Annotated in this window: 22 protein-coding genes and 1 pseudogene; 7 read left to right on the top strand and 16 right to left on the bottom strand. The window is 39.7% G+C overall.

All coding sequences use genetic code 11. The features are described from left to right. Nucleotides 1-2: 2 nt before the first annotated feature. The 16 genes and pseudogenes from ACK1JC_RS14810 to ACK1JC_RS14735 form a co-directional block, all read right to left on the bottom strand. Complete coding sequence (locus ACK1JC_RS14810) at nucleotides 3-455, bottom strand: GNAT family N-acetyltransferase (protein ID WP_409512642.1); 453 nt, start codon at nucleotides 453-455, stop codon at nucleotides 3-5. A gap of 2 nt (nucleotides 456-457) precedes the next feature. Beyond that, nucleotides 458-2,497, bottom strand: coding sequence for a carbohydrate-binding protein (locus ACK1JC_RS14805; RefSeq protein ID WP_409512641.1), 2,040 nt, complete (start codon nucleotides 2,495-2,497; stop codon nucleotides 458-460). Beyond that, on the bottom strand, nucleotides 2,497-3,057 hold the full coding sequence (locus ACK1JC_RS14800) for a hypothetical protein (protein WP_409512640.1): 561 nt from the start codon (nucleotides 3,055-3,057) through the stop codon (nucleotides 2,497-2,499). Before ACK1JC_RS14800 ends, ACK1JC_RS14805 begins: the two co-directional genes overlap by 1 nt. A 58-nt stretch (nucleotides 3,058-3,115) precedes the next feature. Further along, nucleotides 3,116-3,478, bottom strand: a complete 363-nt coding sequence (locus tag ACK1JC_RS14795; protein ID WP_409512639.1) for a Gp49 family protein — start codon at nucleotides 3,476-3,478, stop codon at nucleotides 3,116-3,118. Between the two features lie 74 nt (nucleotides 3,479-3,552). Next, nucleotides 3,553-4,446: a phage capsid protein gene (locus ACK1JC_RS14790; RefSeq protein WP_409512638.1), complete on the bottom strand. Its 894-nt coding sequence runs from the start codon at nucleotides 4,444-4,446 to the stop codon at nucleotides 3,553-3,555. A 16-nt stretch (nucleotides 4,447-4,462) separates the two neighbouring features. Beyond that, complete coding sequence (locus ACK1JC_RS14785; protein WP_409512637.1) at nucleotides 4,463-5,065, bottom strand: hypothetical protein; 603 nt, start codon at nucleotides 5,063-5,065, stop codon at nucleotides 4,463-4,465. After that, on the bottom strand, nucleotides 5,058-5,600 hold the full coding sequence (locus ACK1JC_RS14780; RefSeq protein ID WP_409512636.1) for a hypothetical protein: 543 nt from the start codon (nucleotides 5,598-5,600) through the stop codon (nucleotides 5,058-5,060). The genes ACK1JC_RS14785 and ACK1JC_RS14780 overlap by 8 nt, the downstream gene beginning before the upstream one ends. Continuing rightward, nucleotides 5,597-7,267, bottom strand: a complete 1,671-nt coding sequence (locus ACK1JC_RS14775; protein ID WP_409512635.1) for a portal protein — start codon at nucleotides 7,265-7,267, stop codon at nucleotides 5,597-5,599. The genes ACK1JC_RS14780 and ACK1JC_RS14775 overlap by 4 nt, the downstream gene beginning before the upstream one ends. Before the next feature lie 2 nt (nucleotides 7,268-7,269). Continuing rightward, nucleotides 7,270-7,500, bottom strand: a complete 231-nt coding sequence (locus ACK1JC_RS14770) for a hypothetical protein (RefSeq protein WP_409512634.1) — start codon at nucleotides 7,498-7,500, stop codon at nucleotides 7,270-7,272. A 10-nt stretch (nucleotides 7,501-7,510) separates the two neighbouring features. Further along, nucleotides 7,511-7,849, bottom strand: coding sequence for a hypothetical protein (locus ACK1JC_RS14765; RefSeq protein ID WP_409512633.1), 339 nt, complete (start codon nucleotides 7,847-7,849; stop codon nucleotides 7,511-7,513). 65 nt (nucleotides 7,850-7,914) lie between these two features. After that, nucleotides 7,915-8,067, bottom strand: a complete 153-nt coding sequence (locus tag ACK1JC_RS14760) for a hypothetical protein (RefSeq protein WP_409512632.1) — start codon at nucleotides 8,065-8,067, stop codon at nucleotides 7,915-7,917. 285 nt (nucleotides 8,068-8,352) lie between these two features. Continuing rightward, nucleotides 8,353-8,769: pseudogene (locus tag ACK1JC_RS14755) on the bottom strand (hypothetical protein); the annotation flags it as partial. A gap of 2 nt (nucleotides 8,770-8,771) precedes the next feature. Beyond that, entirely contained in the window at nucleotides 8,772-9,278 is a 507-nt protein-coding gene (locus ACK1JC_RS14750; protein WP_409512631.1) for a RusA family crossover junction endodeoxyribonuclease, read from the bottom strand. Between the two features lie 76 nt (nucleotides 9,279-9,354). Further along, a complete protein-coding gene (locus ACK1JC_RS14745) occupies nucleotides 9,355-10,011 on the bottom strand; it encodes a restriction endonuclease (RefSeq protein WP_409512630.1) in 657 nt (218 codons plus the stop codon). Beyond that, the gene (locus ACK1JC_RS14740) at nucleotides 10,004-10,861 is read right to left on the bottom strand and encodes a hypothetical protein (RefSeq protein WP_409512629.1); all 858 of its coding nucleotides are present in this window, start codon (nucleotides 10,859-10,861) and stop codon (nucleotides 10,004-10,006) included. The genes ACK1JC_RS14745 and ACK1JC_RS14740 overlap by 8 nt, the downstream gene beginning before the upstream one ends. Nucleotides 10,862-11,345: 484 nt before the next feature. Continuing rightward, nucleotides 11,346-11,570, bottom strand: coding sequence for a Cro/CI family transcriptional regulator (locus ACK1JC_RS14735; RefSeq protein WP_409512628.1), 225 nt, complete (start codon nucleotides 11,568-11,570; stop codon nucleotides 11,346-11,348). A 91-nt stretch (nucleotides 11,571-11,661) separates the two neighbouring features. On the opposite strand from ACK1JC_RS14735, the gene ACK1JC_RS14730 reads away from it, so the two are divergent. From ACK1JC_RS14730 to ACK1JC_RS14700, 7 genes are all read left to right on the top strand, one after another. Beyond that, nucleotides 11,662-12,342: a LexA family protein gene (locus ACK1JC_RS14730; protein WP_409512627.1), complete on the top strand. Its 681-nt coding sequence runs from the start codon at nucleotides 11,662-11,664 to the stop codon at nucleotides 12,340-12,342. 9 nt (nucleotides 12,343-12,351) lie between these two features. Continuing rightward, complete coding sequence (locus tag ACK1JC_RS14725) at nucleotides 12,352-13,041, top strand: hypothetical protein (RefSeq protein ID WP_409512626.1); 690 nt, start codon at nucleotides 12,352-12,354, stop codon at nucleotides 13,039-13,041. Between the two features lie 181 nt (nucleotides 13,042-13,222). Continuing rightward, entirely contained in the window at nucleotides 13,223-13,483 is a 261-nt protein-coding gene (locus ACK1JC_RS14720; RefSeq protein ID WP_409512625.1) for a hypothetical protein, read from the top strand. 2 nt (nucleotides 13,484-13,485) lie between these two features. Further along, on the top strand, nucleotides 13,486-13,776 hold the full coding sequence (locus tag ACK1JC_RS14715; RefSeq protein WP_409512624.1) for a hypothetical protein: 291 nt from the start codon (nucleotides 13,486-13,488) through the stop codon (nucleotides 13,774-13,776). Then, nucleotides 13,773-14,699 (top strand): PD-(D/E)XK nuclease-like domain-containing protein, encoded by a 927-nt coding sequence (locus ACK1JC_RS14710; RefSeq protein ID WP_409512623.1) that lies wholly within the window; start codon nucleotides 13,773-13,775, stop codon nucleotides 14,697-14,699. The genes ACK1JC_RS14715 and ACK1JC_RS14710 overlap by 4 nt, the downstream gene beginning before the upstream one ends. A 48-nt stretch (nucleotides 14,700-14,747) precedes the next feature. Beyond that, nucleotides 14,748-16,313 (top strand): hypothetical protein, encoded by a 1,566-nt coding sequence (locus ACK1JC_RS14705; protein ID WP_409512622.1) that lies wholly within the window; start codon nucleotides 14,748-14,750, stop codon nucleotides 16,311-16,313. 68 nt (nucleotides 16,314-16,381) lie between these two features. Beyond that, nucleotides 16,382-16,816, top strand: a complete 435-nt coding sequence (locus ACK1JC_RS14700; protein ID WP_409512621.1) for a hypothetical protein — start codon at nucleotides 16,382-16,384, stop codon at nucleotides 16,814-16,816. Nucleotides 16,817-16,873 lie beyond the last annotated feature (57 nt).

Genomic DNA, 16,873 nt, shown 5'->3' with positions numbered 1-16,873 from the left:
GATTAAACCTCCATTTCTAGGACATAGCCGATCAGCTCAAAACCGAGTGACTTGTATATATTTATTGTTTTATCTGCATGAATGCCTGAGATTGTGCCAAGCTGAATACGATCAGCATTATTGATCTTCGCCCACTCGATAAAGTACTGAACTAGTTCACTACCTACACCGCTTGCACGATATTCAGGAAGTACATACACGCCTTGCTCAAAAGCCAAACGATGATTTGTACGCCAATCAATATCTAAACATCCAATTAGCGTACCGACAGGATTATCGTACTCATCACAGATAAGAAAAATGGATTCATTTCCTTGAATCAAATAAGTGAATAATTTAACTGCCTGATCTTCATCAAAGCCTTGCGCTCTGAATTTTGGCGATTCTTGGGTAAGACGCTTGCCGAAATCAACAAGCGTTCCTAAATCCTGAATTGTTGCAGTTCTTACAAGCATCTCTACTTCTCATTAATTGATACCAACATAGAGACACTTTGAACGTGGAATGGTTGCGGTTTGTTGTGTGTTATTTTTAATGTAAGTTCGTGAAGTGGTTGCCAACCTGTCAAAGCTATGTCCACATAACCTGTAAACAATAGGTTTTTAAAAGCATCAGCGGACACTTTCTTATGCTGTAATTCACGATCATTTACATAACCACCAATACTATCTTTAATCCATATAACAGCCTCATGGACTGAGATTTTATGAAACATGGTTGTACTTGGCACCTGACTGAAATCAGGAGGTAATAAATCAATTTCAAACGAAAATGCCTGTCCGCAATAATATGTTTTTCCTGTTTCTTTGGACATGTTCAAATTAGGCGAATACCAATATCCATCTAGGTCACGCCAATTCAGGTAAGGCGTATTTAGATTTGAAAATGGAATCTTATTCTCAGGAGAATATATAAATTCACAATCACTCTGAGCTGACTCTATTAATTCCTCTAAATATGTCGCTCCACTTCTTTTCACAAGCATATAACATTGGTCTGAACCTGTGACTGTAGGCAAAGCACATACAGAAACAACATCACCACCAAAATCATGTAACGCCCAGGCATTCATTTCTTGATCACGATTTAAAGTGATCGATGCAACTTTTCCTGAATTAAGCACAATCCAAACCAATGAATAAGGCGTTTGCTGATAGGTCAATTCCTTAATGCCAGCATTGTTCTGTGCAATATGTGGCGCAATGGCTGATAGTTCAGGCGATACAAGACCATCAACTTCATAACGATAAGTCAATGCACGTAATCGCTCACCACCACGCTGAACAAATAATAATTCATTACCCACAAGGCAGGGCTTCACATCCTTTTGTGCACCATATGTTGTGTGTTGCTCTATTTGAGCGGATGCAGGTGTTAGCGCACCAGCTGAGCTAATTAAGAATTCTGACCCACCTGTGAGTGCGACAACACCGCCACGCTGTGCTAAGTGCAATATATTGTCCGATTGACTAGACGATGAAGCGACACTAAAAGCATCTGCATCATCTGTTGATTCTAAGAAATCACCATCACTAGCAATTGAACTAAACCAAAATTGATTCGGATTTGTTTTAGTATTGGCAAATACAAGGCGCTGTTTAAATAATACAACTGAACGTGGATAGCCAGTACTTGCCGTGAATGCTAATGAATTCAATGTCCAAGACTTTGCAATAGCTTGAATGTCAGTGGTTAACTTCACCATGATTTCACCCATAGCAATCGCAGAAGAACTAATGGATGTGATTTTTACTTGGCCACCATTGATCGATACCACAGCTCCAACATGTTCAGAGGTAAATACAGATGCATCCGTGCTCGTTACTTCTTGCCACTGAGTTGCACTTTCTGCAGGCTGTACATTTTTATTATCGATCAACGCTCGCCATGTCTGACCTTCATGAATTACACGATCGCCTGCTAAATACTGCTCAGTACTATTCCACGATGGAAATGCTGTAGCAGTTAGGCTAATCGTTTTTCCTACTTCAACGCCACTAGGCTTCAATGCCACATTTGGTGAAGTACCTATTTCATCCGTAGGCTGTACCGAAAAAGTGAAAGGTGTAAGTTGCCAATTATCAAAATCAGCAGAGCACAGTAAGCGTTGTACCGGTGTATCACCTTGAACCATATACATGCGATAACGAGTATGTGCGAATTGGATTTCTTTGACTTTCTGCACTGTATTAAATGGTGTAAATGTTTCCCAAACAATAGATTGAGTTCGTGGATCGTAAACTCTTAAAAACCCTACGCCCAAAATCAACATGTAAGCATTTTCAGAATTAGGAATAAACGGAATTAATCGTAATGCACCAGTGAGCGCCATTCTAAAACGTGTACCTGGTCTTTTCTTTACACCACCCTCCACTAACGGAATAGCATTTAAAAGACGTTTAGCTCCATTTGCATATTGCTGTACATCGGTACGAGTCCAAAGCAAAGGAGATAATTCACCGCTACTTAAATTGTTTTTTAATACCCAACTACGCATTAGTAACGACTCCAAATATAAGAAGATTCCGCATATTGCATGTCTTCACTTTGCCGTTCTTGGGCGTTTACTCCACGTGCTTTTTTAATTTGCCGTTCATATTCAGCCTTTGCCGATTCACCTGCAGCATCACTACCAGTAAGCGGTTTACATAAGCGTGAAGCTAGTTTTAATGTCATAGCCTCAACAAGTAATGAATCCCATGTGTCTTCGTTGTTATTGTCAAAGATATAAATCAATTGGACCTGTTCAGCGTTCGCAAGAATATGACGATTTTCGATTTCGTATTTACATTGACCTGCATCAATCAAACGTAAAAAATCACGCGGTAATGGAAATGCATGGCTAAAACCGAACGATGGATAAGTTGTAATGGGTGCGAGAATGGTGCGCTTTTTAGCACATGACCACGGATGATCACGAAGTACCGCTTTACGTGTGTGATCATAGACATTTCGACAATGTTCAGCCGTAGTTGTTTCTTCCTCAAAGCTTGCAATTGAACGGCTTCCAATTAAAGACAGCGCATGATTGCAGATAGATATTTTTGTTGATGTCATAAAAAAGCCCTCAAGTTTTGATTAGCTTGAGGGCTTTTAAGGTGCGGTTTGTTGGGTGTTAGCCAATGTTGTTATGCAATTTATCTTTCAGTAAATACCCTTCAAGCATCCAAATTTTTTCACGTGCATTTTGGTACGCAATTTTCTGACCAATCAATTTGTCAAAGTTTTCAGGACTGGCACATGCCGATTCACCTGTAACTGTGAACCCATTTTCTAAAGTTAAAATGCAAATAGTTAAACATGGAGTGTTTTTATCTTCTTTTGCAAAATAATCTTCATGTGCATAAGCAGGTTCAATATCACCGTTTAAATAACGAATTGCTTTGATTTTTGAATCAATAAGATCAGGGGTTAAACGTGGTGCATTTAAGCCTTTGTCTTGAATTTCTTGTTCGATTTGCTGTTCTGTATTACTCATTCTTTCAATCCTTTCGCTACGTTTGCTTTGTCAAAAAAACCCTAGCACCTCCGCTCAAAGTGCCAGGGAAAGGCTTAAACTAAGTAATCAATTAAGACCACTTTCTTCTCATTGGCACGACCAGCACCATAAGAATGAACACCACCCACCTGATTAATGTTGTTTTTATCAGGACGTTCATTGATTTTGAATTGTGAAATAGGCGCATCACCAAAATGTACTGCTGTCTTGCTATACATCGCTGTACGTAATTCAGTTGCACCACCTGCACCAACATTTTGTTTTTCGTATGGAATCCAATTCATACCAAGCCACTTACCTGAAATATCACCTTCTTGAAGCATTTTCACTGCCATGAAGTCAGCGGAAGTAAGCGTGGTATCCGCTAAAATTTGCTCCATCATATTTGAGCTGTACAAGATATTAATATCTTCTGAATCAGCTTCATTTTTACGGAAAATAGAACGCCCTTTAATGAGTTTTGCTTTTGTTAAAGGTGTCGTATTTGCAAGAATAATCTGACCAGCTGGCACCGCCACGTTAGTTGATGTTTCCACACCAGCATCGCTTACAGTTTTACGAGATACAGAACCTACTAATGCTTGATAAATCACATCATCTTTTTTACGATTTGCGGATTCAACCAACATACGCATATATGAATCACTTGGATGTGCTTTCATCTTTGGCAAATCAGAATGCTCAATCGGTAGGAATAAGCTGTAATCGCCCATAATGACTGTACGAGTACCAGCATCAGGATGCGTCCAAACCGTATCAGTGAAACGACCTGTGTAGGCTTTCATTTCTACAGACCCAAGGTCGTTGATCGTGAATGATTTACCTGTAATTGAGCCACGGTTATGCACGGTAGCAAGCAAACGTGATTCTTTTTGCACTAGCTCATGTTCAAAAGCATCATGAAAGTCTTGAACAAACGCTGCGGTAACTTTGTATTCATTCGGCATGAGTTATAACCCCTAATTAACCGTATTGTTTTTGATAGGCTTTCTCAATCTTCGCCATCACCGCTTTATGCTCAGGATGTTTGGGATCGTTATACGCCTCCGATAAACGCAATGATTCAACACTTTCAGCGGTACTTTGTTGTGTGTTACTTGGGGGTAAATCTTCTTGCAATGTTTTACCTACGGCAGATGCAAAGCGGATCAATGCTGTTGGTGAATCAAGTTCTTCAGGTTTAAAGCCCATCGCTTTAATAGCATTTTGAGCAAAACCAACATTCACAGCATAATTATTGCCCCATTCAGTCTGTAGGCTTTCAATATTGGTTTGTTGGAACTCATCCCAAATTTTGACAACTTCACTCACTTGGTCATTATCCAAGCCAACGGCATGAAAGCGATCCAATACTGCAGCGTTTTCAGTTTTAAATGCATCAGCGTCAAAACCTTCTACATTGATTTCGTATTCGCCAGCCGTCGCAGGAACATTAGGAGTTTGGACCTGATTATTTTCTTGTTGCTGTTGAGTCTGCTCATTTGTGGTTTGAGTTGTATCAACGCCTGGTGTAGTTGTTGAATCTGTAGTTTCTGTATTTGTTGTTTCTGTTGTTTGTTCAGTCATCGTTCTGCTCCATGTAAGCAATTTCTAAGGCTTCGTTGTAATTTGGGCTATTCGCCACGTTCACTTTGTTTAAAATAAAATCGATAACTTCTGCACGACCTAAACGCCGTGAAGTTTCACGTTCTCCGCCTTGTGAATCAGGTACGAAAGGACTACGTTTAAATCGAGACACAAGATCATCTATAACCTCTTGACCATTAGTATTGAGATCAAAAAGAATTCGATAGGTTTCAGCCGTTGGTTTACGTGCTGACCTGTGCTTGATGAATGTGCCGTGATCTTGTGTAAGTTCATCGGCAATCAAATTTTTAAAGTCGCTTTTGATGTCTGCAATTTCTTGCTTTAAGCATGTAATTTGCTCTTGTGCTACCTGGACTCTTTCCCATTCATGGTGCTTTTCATTGCGTAGTTGGCTACTTACCCCTCTTTCCTCAAACAACTGATTGCTTAAATCCTTTACTTGAACTTCTTTGGCATAAAGTGATGCACATGCAATCAATGCAAGAATGGCCATAACAGCGAGAGCTAGGATCATTGCATCACCTCGCTTGTCATTTCAGCTTCTAAGCCTTTACCCAAGCCTTGAGCAACCGCACCTGTCATTTGTTGCTGTGCCACTGCTTGTTGTTCTTGGGCTTGTGCCTGTTGCTGTGCTTCTGCTTTCTGCTTGCGATAGGCTTCTAGCTTTTCTTCAGTACGTATAATTGAATTCGGTACACCCAAACGCTGTGCGAGAACTTGAGGAATTGCATCGGTATCCACATTGTCCATTGCACTTGGATCAAGCTCTGCAATCGGTGCAAGTGAAGCCATGAAGCGCTCAATGGCTCCAACATCTTCAAGCTGTTGAGCACGTGCCAAAGGCGATATAAATTTAAAAGAAGTATTGCGACCTTGTAATTCTTCGGGTGCTTCGCCAATGGTTTGATGAACTACACCAGAGCGATAAGCTAAACCGAAAGAGCGCTCTAAAATTGGTACAAGCATTTCAGCTTGTGCACGACCGTATAACGGCCCGATCTGCTGACGAATCATGTCTACACGCATATAAGTTTCAGCTGCGGTCATTGGCTGGTTATATGGTGACTCCATCCCATCAGCCATGAGCTTGCGTCTGATTCCTGATTGAAGTCTTTGGAGTAAAGCATCAGCAACCTGAAAGCCTTTACCACTATCTAAACGCTTCATTGATTCAGTTTTATTTGCTGTAATAATCTTGCCACCACCAATTCGTACAGTACGAGGGTTTAAGACCCCATCATCTTCTGCGATCCACATCCCAAGAACATCAATTTCAGCACTACGTAATGTGTCACGCATCAAAGCATTAGCAGACTTCGCCTCAGGTAACGCCGTGGACATTAAGCCTATGCCATAAACTGTGCCTGGTATTTTTCTAAAACGTGGTACAGCACATGGGAATTCGTTGTAACCCGATTCTTTCAATAAATTACGTGCATCTACTTCAACGTGATAAGAAGCAAACGGCATGTTCTTTGGCAGTAAAACAGGATTGATATAATCGACTTTGACATCACGTGGTTCGATTACATGAATGACTTTGAACATTTGATCAGGATTTTTCTTACTAGCATCAAGTACACGCTTACTGACTTTATCTTCACCAAATTGGCTAATAAGTTGCGATGCACTCATGCTGTATTCACGATATATTGTGTCTACCACACCATCTGAACGAGTTGTCGAAATAAAGCACTGACCGACTGGCCAACATTGAAATGAATAGCCACCACCCTTTTTACGATCAATATCTTCATAAAGCACAGACCAACCAGCGACAACAAAATCAATCATCTGATCAAAGTTTTCACTATCAAAGTTTGAACCATGAATATTTCGGAACATAAATTGACAGACTTGCTCAAGCCACTGCTCACCCTCAGTCAATACTGTTGGATCATCCACACCATCAGGCACAGCATTAAACCAAATTGCATTCGCAGGTGTAGTTCCTGCAATAAGTGAAGCAACACATTTAAGAACTGATTCAGATGCAGTTGAATCCAACAAATCAGCACGTTGCTTTCGTTGTACAGAATCAAGACCATCACCACCGTTAAAACACTGTTGACGTTCAGGCGCACCGTATTTGTAGCATTCAGTCCAATGCGATTCATATTTAGCACGTTCGGAACGCAACTCTCCTAAACGCTTACAGATACGGCTAGCCAATTCGCTCATGTTTAACCACCCAATGTTGTTTTCTTCTGATTTTCATCAGTAGATGAAAGCACTTCCGAAGCCTTACGCTTCTTACGTTGTGCTACAGCCTGATTTTGTGCTTCCTGTGCTTCACGCTTTGCTTGATCATCTGCAGCACTTGCATCAAAACCTTTTGATGCTTTCTTGGTATCCGTTAGACCTACTGCATCGGTCACAGAACTTAATAGCTTTCCAACTGCTCCACCGCACATAAGAACCTCCTTAGACTAACCAGCCTTTGTCAGTAAGCTTTGCAGACGTTGTTTTGGTACGATCAGGACGTTTAGCCATTTCGGAAGCAAGATTAGGATTTGCAAGTTCAGGCTTCAGTTCTGCAATACGTTCTTGCATTGCTTCAGGATCATTTTTAAATGAAGCAAGTTCACGAATTGCAGAAGCCAACTGTTCTTCTAAATTCTGCGTAGTATCAGGATCAGGCTGTTCACCATTTTCAATTGTTTCTATAGGTGTGTCAGTTACAGGTGCTAATTGTTCTTCTGGTTGCAGAGTATTTTCAGTTGCACCAGGTGTTTTTAATGTACGTCTTGGAGTAGTAGCCATAAAAAAGCCCCATCGTTAGTGATAGGGCTAGCTTATGTATTGGATAGATCAGGTTTGTTGGGTGATTATCCGTTAAACCGACCTGAATTTATCAAGAAAAGCCTTATTCTTAAAGCCAACATAGGGACACCACCCCCAACCATCACGCCAAAAAAACCAATCATTTGAATCAGTTCTAAGCCAGTACGTGCCGTCACTTTCAATATGGGTAGTATCATGCGGTGCTACCACTTTTAAAGCTCCTTAACATCGTCAATAAAACGTGGCTTCCCTTTACGCCCCTCTTCTTTCCACTGCTTTTTAGAATAAAAATTCACTTCATCTTCAGTAGCTTTTCTAATTTGCGAATTTGGAGAGTTTGGCGGACTCATAGTGCCATACTTACTAACAAGAACTTTGTTATGAAGCATGCGAACCATCAAAAGAACAGGCTGGCCATCTGTATACATAACAAGATCGCCATTTCTATATTCATCATGATCAATCATAATTTTTAACGGTTTTAAGGCTTCATCCAACTGCCCTATAAGCTGATCACACAACCCACCATCCTCAAAGATATCTAACTGACCGATCGTGTACTGATACGTCTGCCACTCTCCCTCACGTGGATGTCTTTGCAATCCTGTTTCCGTTTGCCAAAGGATTACGAAAGCATCACCGTTGTCATAATTCGGAACACCACCCCTCGCCCATTCACTCACAGTACTTGCACCAGCTACAGGCAAAACGTAGGCAATCTTTTCGTGTGTCCATCCAAGTTTTAATAGGTCTAAGATCATACGGTTGAAGTCAGGACGCTTGTATCCACGCATCAGGACACGAAACTCTTTCACCTTCTTTTTGGTTTCAGTGTTTTGAAAACGCGCGCGTGCGCGAGGAGAGTCCATATTTATTAAACTATCAACCGTCATATCCATGCTTACAGCTCCCAAACTTTCAATCGAATCAAACCACCTTTAACGACTGCCCCACGTTTAACGATCAACTCATCAAACTGCTCATCATCATTACAAAAACCACATTTCACTAAGCTATCGATCGTTGCTTTCAAATGATTGTCTATGTCCCTTTTTTGCTTAGTCGGAAAATGAAAAATAACTTCCAATTTTAAGCGTGATGACAATCCCAAAGCTGGTACAAGAGCCATCATCACAGCGTGAAATTGCCTTGCCCTGTCTGATAATTTCATTCCTTTGCCTGTTCTCTCCCAGTAGTGATTTACAGATGGTGGTGTTACTGCAACTTCACAAAATAAAACTTGGTTCTCGCTATACTTTGTATTTTGCTCTGATTTCGCTTGTATGACATCTTTATTGGCTTGCTGTACCTTTGCATCATTTTCAGTTTTTAAGCGCAATTTCGACAATACAGCCCTATCTCTGTGCGATTTTAGATGTGCCTTTAAGACTTGTTCGCTCCATCTCATGCAAAATACCCTCGATCCATCGCTAAACAGCAAAAAATAATTAAACCGGCAATGCAGAATCTGAATTGGTTTTGAGTCATGAGTTTTGCCCCTTTCCTGAACTGCCCCACGGCGTAGGTTTCACCGCGCGTCTAAGCTGTTCACGCAATTCAGGGGGGCAAGGAATACCGACTCTTGCTCTCTCAGCCTGTTTTTCTTCAACTTTTTTCTGAATATTTTCATCATTGGTTCTGTTTGGTTTGATCCACATAATTTGAACTTTGTTCATTCTTTTTGCTTCACGTAGGTTGTACTCATACGTTTCGATAAATGATTTGTAAGTTGCTTTCTGCCCTTGCGTAGCAAAGATTTCAGACACTTCAAGGAATGATTTACGAGCCAGTGTGGTGATCGGTTTGGTGTTGTCCTTTTTCCAATTCAGTGAGAACGCCCAAGCCATTTCCGCTGTCCACCATGAATCATCCTGAAGACACAAACGTCTGAACTCTGACAGTGTTGGACACCATTTTTCAGAACGCATATTTTTTATGCCGTTTTGAATTTGTCCTGGTGTTAGACCATCGAGCACCAATCTGAAAGTTTCAATCAGCGTGTCAAAATTTGTTGCACCGTGAACACGTTCAAAATCTGCACCGAATACCGCCTCGAGCACGCCTAAAATTTGTTGAGCAATTTCGATTGGAAAAGTCACTGACGTTTCAAGTGCTTGGTTGTACTGTTGTAATTCAAACATCGCGAATCTCCCCTTGGTTTTGAGGTGCTGAATCTGATTTTAAGAATTGACCAAAACGGCTGACACGCTTCGGTTTTTCAGTTTTGGTTGTTTGGGTTTGTTTCTGAGCCTTTCGATCTTGTTCCGCTTTGAGTTCAGCATCGCTTGGTAGATTTTTCATGAACGTGCTTAACCAGATCGACATCCACTTTTGCGGTGTGTGATTTGATTTGTCCAAAGACCACTGAGCCATTTTTTTGAGATTTTCAAAAATGCGGTCAGGTGAGTGATTTGGGAAACTCGCTTTCGCTTGGTCTTGGAAATCGATTTGAGCAGGATATTTCTTGCAGAGATCGGGAAATGAAATTGCAGTGCGGTCTGACGTTTGGTACTCAATAAAATTCAATGGTCGATTTTCTTGCGCCGTGAATTTTTCCTCGCACGCTTTATCATCATCTTCTAAAGAATCTATAGGGGTATCTATTGTGTGTCCTATTACAGGACTAGTTACTAGTCCACTAATAGGACTAGATCGGTCTTGTAATGGGACTAGTCTTGTAATGGGACTAGTCTTGCTAGTGAACCGATCTTTCAATGAAATTTCATTAATGCAATAAGATTTCATCCCTTTTTTACCGCTATCTAAAACAGTAACGACACCTAATTTAATTAATTCTTGTAAGGCATTTGAGACAGTAGTTCGCCCCATTTTTCGCGCACCTTCAAGATCACTACCTTGTAGTTGTGAATAGCTTACAAAATCAGTTTCTTTTAAATGTCCATTAATACGGTTTTCAAGCTCCATATACACATTGCGTGCTGCATCGCTTATGAATGGCCATACTTCTTTTCGATACAATCGACTGGACATAACATGGCCTTGTTCAAACCTATCGCTATACATGTCTTTTCCAGCCTCTTGTTTAGACTGTGACGGCTTTTTAAATGGAATAACTTGTGCAGTATTCATATCTTCACAGCCCCCACATTTCGTGTTAAATTCAACATCGGTGATTAACCTCGTTTACTTTTCGGAGTGAACGGCAATAAGGCTCAACTGGTCGCACAGTTGGGCTTTTTTTGTGCCTGTGTTTTGGGGTATTACGTTTAAAAGACGTGGTGGAGCTTGTAGCTCAAAATTGGTATCCACTGTATCTGTGGTAAGACATGTGAGTGATCGGAGAGAATTTAGGTATTCCCTGACCTCTTGGATTTTTGACTTCATGCATACACGACTTAACTTAGAAACATCTGAACGCTCAGCTCTAGCTATTGCTTCAAACTCTCTTTTCTCTTCATACGTACATTTAAAAGTGATGCTCTCGGTGAGTTTTTCAGACATGAGGGCGACAACCTTATGCAATCGCATTTGGACGAAGTTCAATCCATATTTCTTGATAAGTGTCAGGAAAAATATCCTTGCGTGTAGAAATACCCTTATCTTCTGCAATGACAGCCAAACGTATTTTTCGATCGATAGGAATTTGATTCCATCCACTGACTGATGGCGTTCTTATTCCAAGCATTCTTGCAACCGCTGTCGGACCACCTAAAGCCTCAATGAGCTGGTTATCTGTCATGTTGTTCTCCTAAGTTATTATTTTAATTATTAGGCATTCCTTATTTTTAATCAATAGGAATACCTAATTTATTTCATGTTAGGATTTCCTAATGAAAACTCTCGCTGAACGTCTCAAATACGCAATGGAAGTCTTACCACCTAAGAAAATAAAGGGGGTCGATCTTGCACGTGCTGTCGGTGTAAAACCTCCCTCTGTGAGTGATTGGCTTAGTGGTAAATCAAAAAATATGGATGGTCCAAATCTTATTCGTGCTGCCCAATTTTTAAAGGTGAATTCGAAATGGTTAGCTACGGGTATCGGTAAACCTAACGATGAGGAAGCAAAATCAAATTTCAGTAATGTCTCTATTAGTGATTTACCATTCAGAAAAATTCCTGTGTTAGATTTCGTTCAAGCAGGGCTTTTTAATAGTGTGGGTTATGATGGTATTAATCCAAAGGGCGAAACTTATACAACATATCAAGGCGCTAGACCTGAAGAAGTCTTTAGTTTAATTGTTGAGGGTATGAGCATGGCACCTGACTTTATGCCAGGTGACTCCATTGTAATTGATGCGTCTATTGCACCACAGCCTGGTTCATATGTTATTGCTCAAAATGGTAATATTGAAGCTACATTCAAAAAATATCGTGTTACTGGTTATGATGAATATGGTCGAGAGGAGTTTGAGCTCGTTCCTTTAAATCCGGACTATCCAACTATGTCATCTAAGGATCATCGCATTACAATTATTGGTGTGATGGTTAGACATATGCGAGATTATAAATAAGAGATTTAAATGAAAAAAGTTTGGGCTTATGGGACATCCACCCCAATCCAAAGGATTGGAGTTATTATATTTGGTATCGGTCTAATTTCTTTAATATCATGGATGGTTAAAGAAGATTTAGCATTTAATGACTTATTTGATTCTTACTATTTGCCAAGATCTAGAGACTCATTCTTTTTTCATTTGTTCTTTTACTTAATACCTTTAGGCATCTTAATGTCTTGGGGCTATCGGGTTTTAATCAAACTCAAAGAATGGGTTTTTAAAGAGAATCTAGTAGATTTTAATCAAAAAACTGAACCAAAAGTAAAGCAACCTCAATTGCAAAATCATAAAAATTTACATTTTAAAAATAATCTTGCTGCATTCCAATTCGCTACAAAAAACTATATATCCAATATGGAATCTGGAAAGCTTAATTTTGGTCTTGTTCAAGATGTATTCCAAACACAAGATGGTAATTTTCAATTTCTCATTCAGCTAGCTGATGTAGGCAAAACAACTTTAGTTAGCGGCTTTAATGACAAGCATGGTGATAAAATCTATAAAGGGAATTTAGTTTTTTGGGGTTTTGTTGAATCTGTGAATGATATTAATGCTTTAAAAATATCAGGGATAGGTCACGTCCTCGCCATACTCTCCCCTGAATATGATCCAAATCAAGGAAAGTGGATTATAAAAAAAGATCTTACTAAGTAATCTACTCATTAAAAAACCGCCTTATTAGGGCGGTTTTTTTCACCCATCAAAAAATAAATCAAAATAATTAGGAATACCTATTTACTTTATTATTAGGATTACCTAATATTTACCTCGTACCCAATAAAAAGCCTGCAACGGTCTCGACAACTGGCAGGCTTACTCAAAGAGCGAGATAAGTATGAACCAACACCCATCACACAGTCAAACGCCTGAGTTTGGCGTAAACAAAAGTGCTACATCAGCACGCCTATTTCAACACCCAACACCTGAAGAACAGCGCCCTACTCGTTGGAAAAATATTTTCAGCAACTTTTGTGCATCTATGGTCGTTGCGACCTGTGCCCTTGCTATGACTTTTTTGATTTTAAAGGGCTGTGCTGACGAACAAGTACGTCACCAGACTGTAATCGAAGCACAATTTATTAAGGGTGGTAAGTAATTATGACTCGTAAACCTAAAAGAACTCAGGCTAATGAGTGGCAAGAGCTTCGCTCTCGCTATGAAAGCAATAGTTCATTTCGCCGTAGACGTGTTCTTAAAAACCTAAATGATTTACCTGATTTTCAAAACTTTATTGTCGATAAAGGCGCTGATGTATTTGCTAAACCCTGCCAAGACGAACTTTTAAGATTTAATTTTAATGGCGTTTTTGGAATTGTTTGGACAACCGGCACTGGGAATTTATTGGCTCATGACTTCTCTGATGCTTATTACCAAGGTGTACACCAATGAATGCATACATCGAACTAACTATCCCTGCACAAATCATTGAAAATATGAGCAATGATGAATACCACTCACGTCCTGAATTCAGCTCAAGTCAGCTCAAAGATATGCTTCGTTCAGGTGCTCATTTTCATTCCCATAACATAATTAAAGAACATGAACGTGAATCTAAAAAGCACTTAGATTTCGGCACACTTGCTCATACTTTATTTTTAGAGCCGGAGCAATTCCACAACGAATTTGCAGTCATCCCTATAGATGCACCAAAGCCACCTACTGACGTTATGCGTAACGCTAAGAATCCATCAGAAGATTCAATTAAACGTGTGCAGTGGTGGGATGATTTTGCTGCTAAACATGGCGAGAAAATTACGATTTCAGCAGAGCAATTAGATGGTGCTCAGCGCATTGCTACCAATTTACGCACGCTCAGCTCATATAAAGACATGCAAAGCAATTATGGCATGGCAGAAGCAAGCATCTTCTTTACTGATCCTATTTTTGGTTTAAAGCTCCGCGTACGTCCTGACTATCATTTAGCACCATGTAAAGCATTCCCGAATGGTTTGATTTTAGATGTCAAAAGTACCCGTGACGCACGTCCTTTTAAATTCTCAAGAGACAGTGGCGAATATGGCTACGACCTTTCTGCATCGATGTACCGTGAGGGATTTCAGCAGTATTACCAAACTGAAGAAAAACCACCCTTTATTTTTTTAGTGGCTGAAAACTTAGCACCATTCAACGTCAAGCAATACAGAGCTTCCGACCTTTTATTAAGTGTTGGTGACACTCGTTATTACAAATCAAAAGAAATGCTCGCTGAATCCTTACTCATCAACGAGTGGGATGGCTACTCAAAAGAAATGGAAGATTTATTCCTACCTTCTTACATGACCAAACAAGCGTTAGATGCAGATTTTCACTAATTTTATTCATTTTTAACCGATTTTATTCAAATTTAAGGAATTTTATTCATGAACGCTCAAACTCAAATTTCTGCTACTTCAAACAATACTGTTGGTCTTTTAAACCTCGAGTCTTTTGAACTATCTCAACGCATTGCCAAAATGCTTTCAAGTTCAACATTAGTGCCTGAACAGTATCGTGCAACGATTCAAAAGAAAGCAGGTAAAGACGAATACGGCAATCAACAATGGCGTGAAGAGCCTAACCCAAATGGCTTATCAAATTGCGTTATTGCATTAAACATGTCTAATCGTATGGGTGCAGATCCATTGATGGTGATGCAAAATCTTTACCTGGTGAATGGTCGTCCATCTTGGTCTTCACAATTTATTATGGCTGGTATTAACAGTAGTGGTCGCTTCTCAGCTTTGCGTTTTGAAATAGAGGATTTAGGGGAAAAAGTAATTGAATATTCTGAAACAGTTTGGGAAAACCGTAAGCCTAAAAAAATAACTAAATCTGTAACAGTAAATGATTTTAGCTGTATTGCTTGGGCTATTGAACGTGAAACTGGTGAGCGTTTAGAGTCTTCTAAAATCACAATTGAAATGGCAGTTAAGGAAGGTTGGTATACAAAAGAAGGTAGTAAATGGCAAACCATGTCAGAGCAGATGCTTCGCTATCGTGCTGCTTCATTTTTTGGTCGTGTTTATGCACCTGAATTATTAATGGGTCTACGTTCTGCGGAAGAAGAAAAAGACCGTATTATTGACGTTACACCTACTCAAGAATCAACTGTAATTAATGCATCTGATTTTAAACATATCAAAAGCTTAATTTTAAAAGCTAAGTCTTTGGATGACTTAGAAGAGTTGGAAAGTAGCATCTACGCCCTATCAGATGAAGCGGAACGTAATGAGCTAATCAAAATTTATAAAGCTTCTGCTGACAAATATCAGGTTACTGACGTTAAAGCTACTGCAAAAAAGCCTGAACCTGTTCAGGAGGAAGCTCCACCAGTTGAAGAAGTTCAAGTTAAAAAGCCATCTTCAGCCGATATTCGTAAAGAAATGATTGGGCAAATCAATAGTTTTACCAACATCAAAGATTTACTGACGGTTATTCCTTGTATTGAACAGCATGACTTTCTAACAGATATTCATAAGCAGTATTTGGTTAATTTAGCTCAGCAAAAACTTGATGAGTTAAACAAACAAACTCAGACTGTCAAAGCCACCTCTCCAGTCATCAACGAAATCAAAAGTAATAACATTAAAAATGGCTTAGCAGGTCAAATTCAAGATGCTAAAGACATTACAGCTCTTGAAGACGTTGCACAGCGAATCAACGAAAGTAAGCCTCAGATGACATCAGCACATCAACAGGAAGTATTGGTTATCTACGCACAGCGGAAAGAAATTTTAAGTCAGGCTGATATTTTTGGAGCAAAAGAAGACAACACCCCTGTTGCACGTGCCATTGCTCGAATCAATAAATGCCAATCACAAGATGAAATCAACCTTGTGTGGACTGAAATTGAAAACGATCCGTATGTTTCTAGTGCTTTAAGTGACGCTGATCGAAAGCAAATTGAAGAAGCAGCTGACCGTCGTGAAGCGGAAATTCAAGGCTAACCCACTTTGGCCATAAATAAAAAGTTTATGGCCAACTTCTGAAAACAAGACATAGAATTGGTGACATGATGGATATTCAGAAAAATCAAACTCAAGAATCATTCGAAAAGCTTTATGTAAAAAATGCACCAGCTTGGTCTTTAGAGCGTGATGAGGATGGTGGCTATAAATACCATGCAACACAATCTGCATTTTTACTTTTTGAGCAACAGCAGGTTGAAATTGATTTACTAAAAAACGAATTGGCTAAAGCCCAAGCGGTGCCTGAAGGTTTTGTTTTGGTGCCGAAAGAACAATTTGAATCGTTGAGTAAATTTAAGGACCTTTATAAAAGAGCAATTATTAATGCTAAAAAGCGTAAGAATCAACTTAATTGGGCTCACGTAGCGAGTCTTGGTATTGGATCAGGCCTTGCTGTTGAGCTTTGTAAAGCTTTCAACATAGATCCGGGTGCGACAAATATGCAAATGATGATCGAAGCACAGGAGCAAAGTCATGATTGAGAAAATTAATCAATTATTGCCGGTTGAAGTTGAGCGCAATAATCATGGTGAATGGAT

It is taken from the genome of Acinetobacter sp. TY2 (assembly GCF_046269225.1).
GTDB lineage: Bacteria > Pseudomonadota > Gammaproteobacteria > Pseudomonadales > Moraxellaceae > Acinetobacter.
Note: the sequence above shows the minus strand (reverse complement) of the source record. Positions and strands in the feature narration are given on the sequence as shown.

What these genes read in the sequence shown, in the direction of transcription:
- ACK1JC_RS14810 (WP_409512642.1), bottom strand. Translation starts at nt 455, where the DNA reads ATGCTTGTAAGAACTGCAACAATTCAGGATTTAGGAACGCTTGTTGAT.
- ACK1JC_RS14805 (WP_409512641.1), bottom strand. Translation starts at nt 2,497, where the DNA reads ATGCGTAGTTGGGTATTAAAAAACAATTTAAGTAGCGGTGAATTATCT.
- ACK1JC_RS14800 (WP_409512640.1), bottom strand. Translation starts at nt 3,057, where the DNA reads ATGACATCAACAAAAATATCTATCTGCAATCATGCGCTGTCTTTAATT.
- ACK1JC_RS14795 (WP_409512639.1), bottom strand. Translation starts at nt 3,478, where the DNA reads ATGAGTAATACAGAACAGCAAATCGAACAAGAAATTCAAGACAAAGGC.
- ACK1JC_RS14790 (WP_409512638.1), bottom strand. Translation starts at nt 4,446, where the DNA reads ATGCCGAATGAATACAAAGTTACCGCAGCGTTTGTTCAAGACTTTCAT.
- ACK1JC_RS14785 (WP_409512637.1), bottom strand. Translation starts at nt 5,065, where the DNA reads ATGACTGAACAAACAACAGAAACAACAAATACAGAAACTACAGATTCA.
- ACK1JC_RS14780 (WP_409512636.1), bottom strand. Translation starts at nt 5,600, where the DNA reads ATGATCCTAGCTCTCGCTGTTATGGCCATTCTTGCATTGATTGCATGT.
- ACK1JC_RS14775 (WP_409512635.1), bottom strand. Translation starts at nt 7,267, where the DNA reads ATGAGCGAATTGGCTAGCCGTATCTGTAAGCGTTTAGGAGAGTTGCGT.
- ACK1JC_RS14770 (WP_409512634.1), bottom strand. Translation starts at nt 7,500, where the DNA reads ATGTGCGGTGGAGCAGTTGGAAAGCTATTAAGTTCTGTGACCGATGCA.
- ACK1JC_RS14765 (WP_409512633.1), bottom strand. Translation starts at nt 7,849, where the DNA reads ATGGCTACTACTCCAAGACGTACATTAAAAACACCTGGTGCAACTGAA.
- ACK1JC_RS14760 (WP_409512632.1), bottom strand. Translation starts at nt 8,067, where the DNA reads ATGATACTACCCATATTGAAAGTGACGGCACGTACTGGCTTAGAACTG.
- ACK1JC_RS14750 (WP_409512631.1), bottom strand. Translation starts at nt 9,278, where the DNA reads ATGAGATGGAGCGAACAAGTCTTAAAGGCACATCTAAAATCGCACAGA.
- ACK1JC_RS14745 (WP_409512630.1), bottom strand. Translation starts at nt 10,011, where the DNA reads ATGTTTGAATTACAACAGTACAACCAAGCACTTGAAACGTCAGTGACT.
- ACK1JC_RS14740 (WP_409512629.1), bottom strand. Translation starts at nt 10,861, where the DNA reads ATGTCCAGTCGATTGTATCGAAAAGAAGTATGGCCATTCATAAGCGAT.
- ACK1JC_RS14735 (WP_409512628.1), bottom strand. Translation starts at nt 11,570, where the DNA reads ATGACAGATAACCAGCTCATTGAGGCTTTAGGTGGTCCGACAGCGGTT.
- ACK1JC_RS14730 (WP_409512627.1), top strand. Translation starts at nt 11,662, where the DNA reads ATGAAAACTCTCGCTGAACGTCTCAAATACGCAATGGAAGTCTTACCA.
- ACK1JC_RS14725 (WP_409512626.1), top strand. Translation starts at nt 12,352, where the DNA reads ATGAAAAAAGTTTGGGCTTATGGGACATCCACCCCAATCCAAAGGATT.
- ACK1JC_RS14720 (WP_409512625.1), top strand. Translation starts at nt 13,223, where the DNA reads ATGAACCAACACCCATCACACAGTCAAACGCCTGAGTTTGGCGTAAAC.
- ACK1JC_RS14715 (WP_409512624.1), top strand. Translation starts at nt 13,486, where the DNA reads ATGACTCGTAAACCTAAAAGAACTCAGGCTAATGAGTGGCAAGAGCTT.
- ACK1JC_RS14710 (WP_409512623.1), top strand. Translation starts at nt 13,773, where the DNA reads ATGAATGCATACATCGAACTAACTATCCCTGCACAAATCATTGAAAAT.
- ACK1JC_RS14705 (WP_409512622.1), top strand. Translation starts at nt 14,748, where the DNA reads ATGAACGCTCAAACTCAAATTTCTGCTACTTCAAACAATACTGTTGGT.
- ACK1JC_RS14700 (WP_409512621.1), top strand. Translation starts at nt 16,382, where the DNA reads ATGGATATTCAGAAAAATCAAACTCAAGAATCATTCGAAAAGCTTTAT.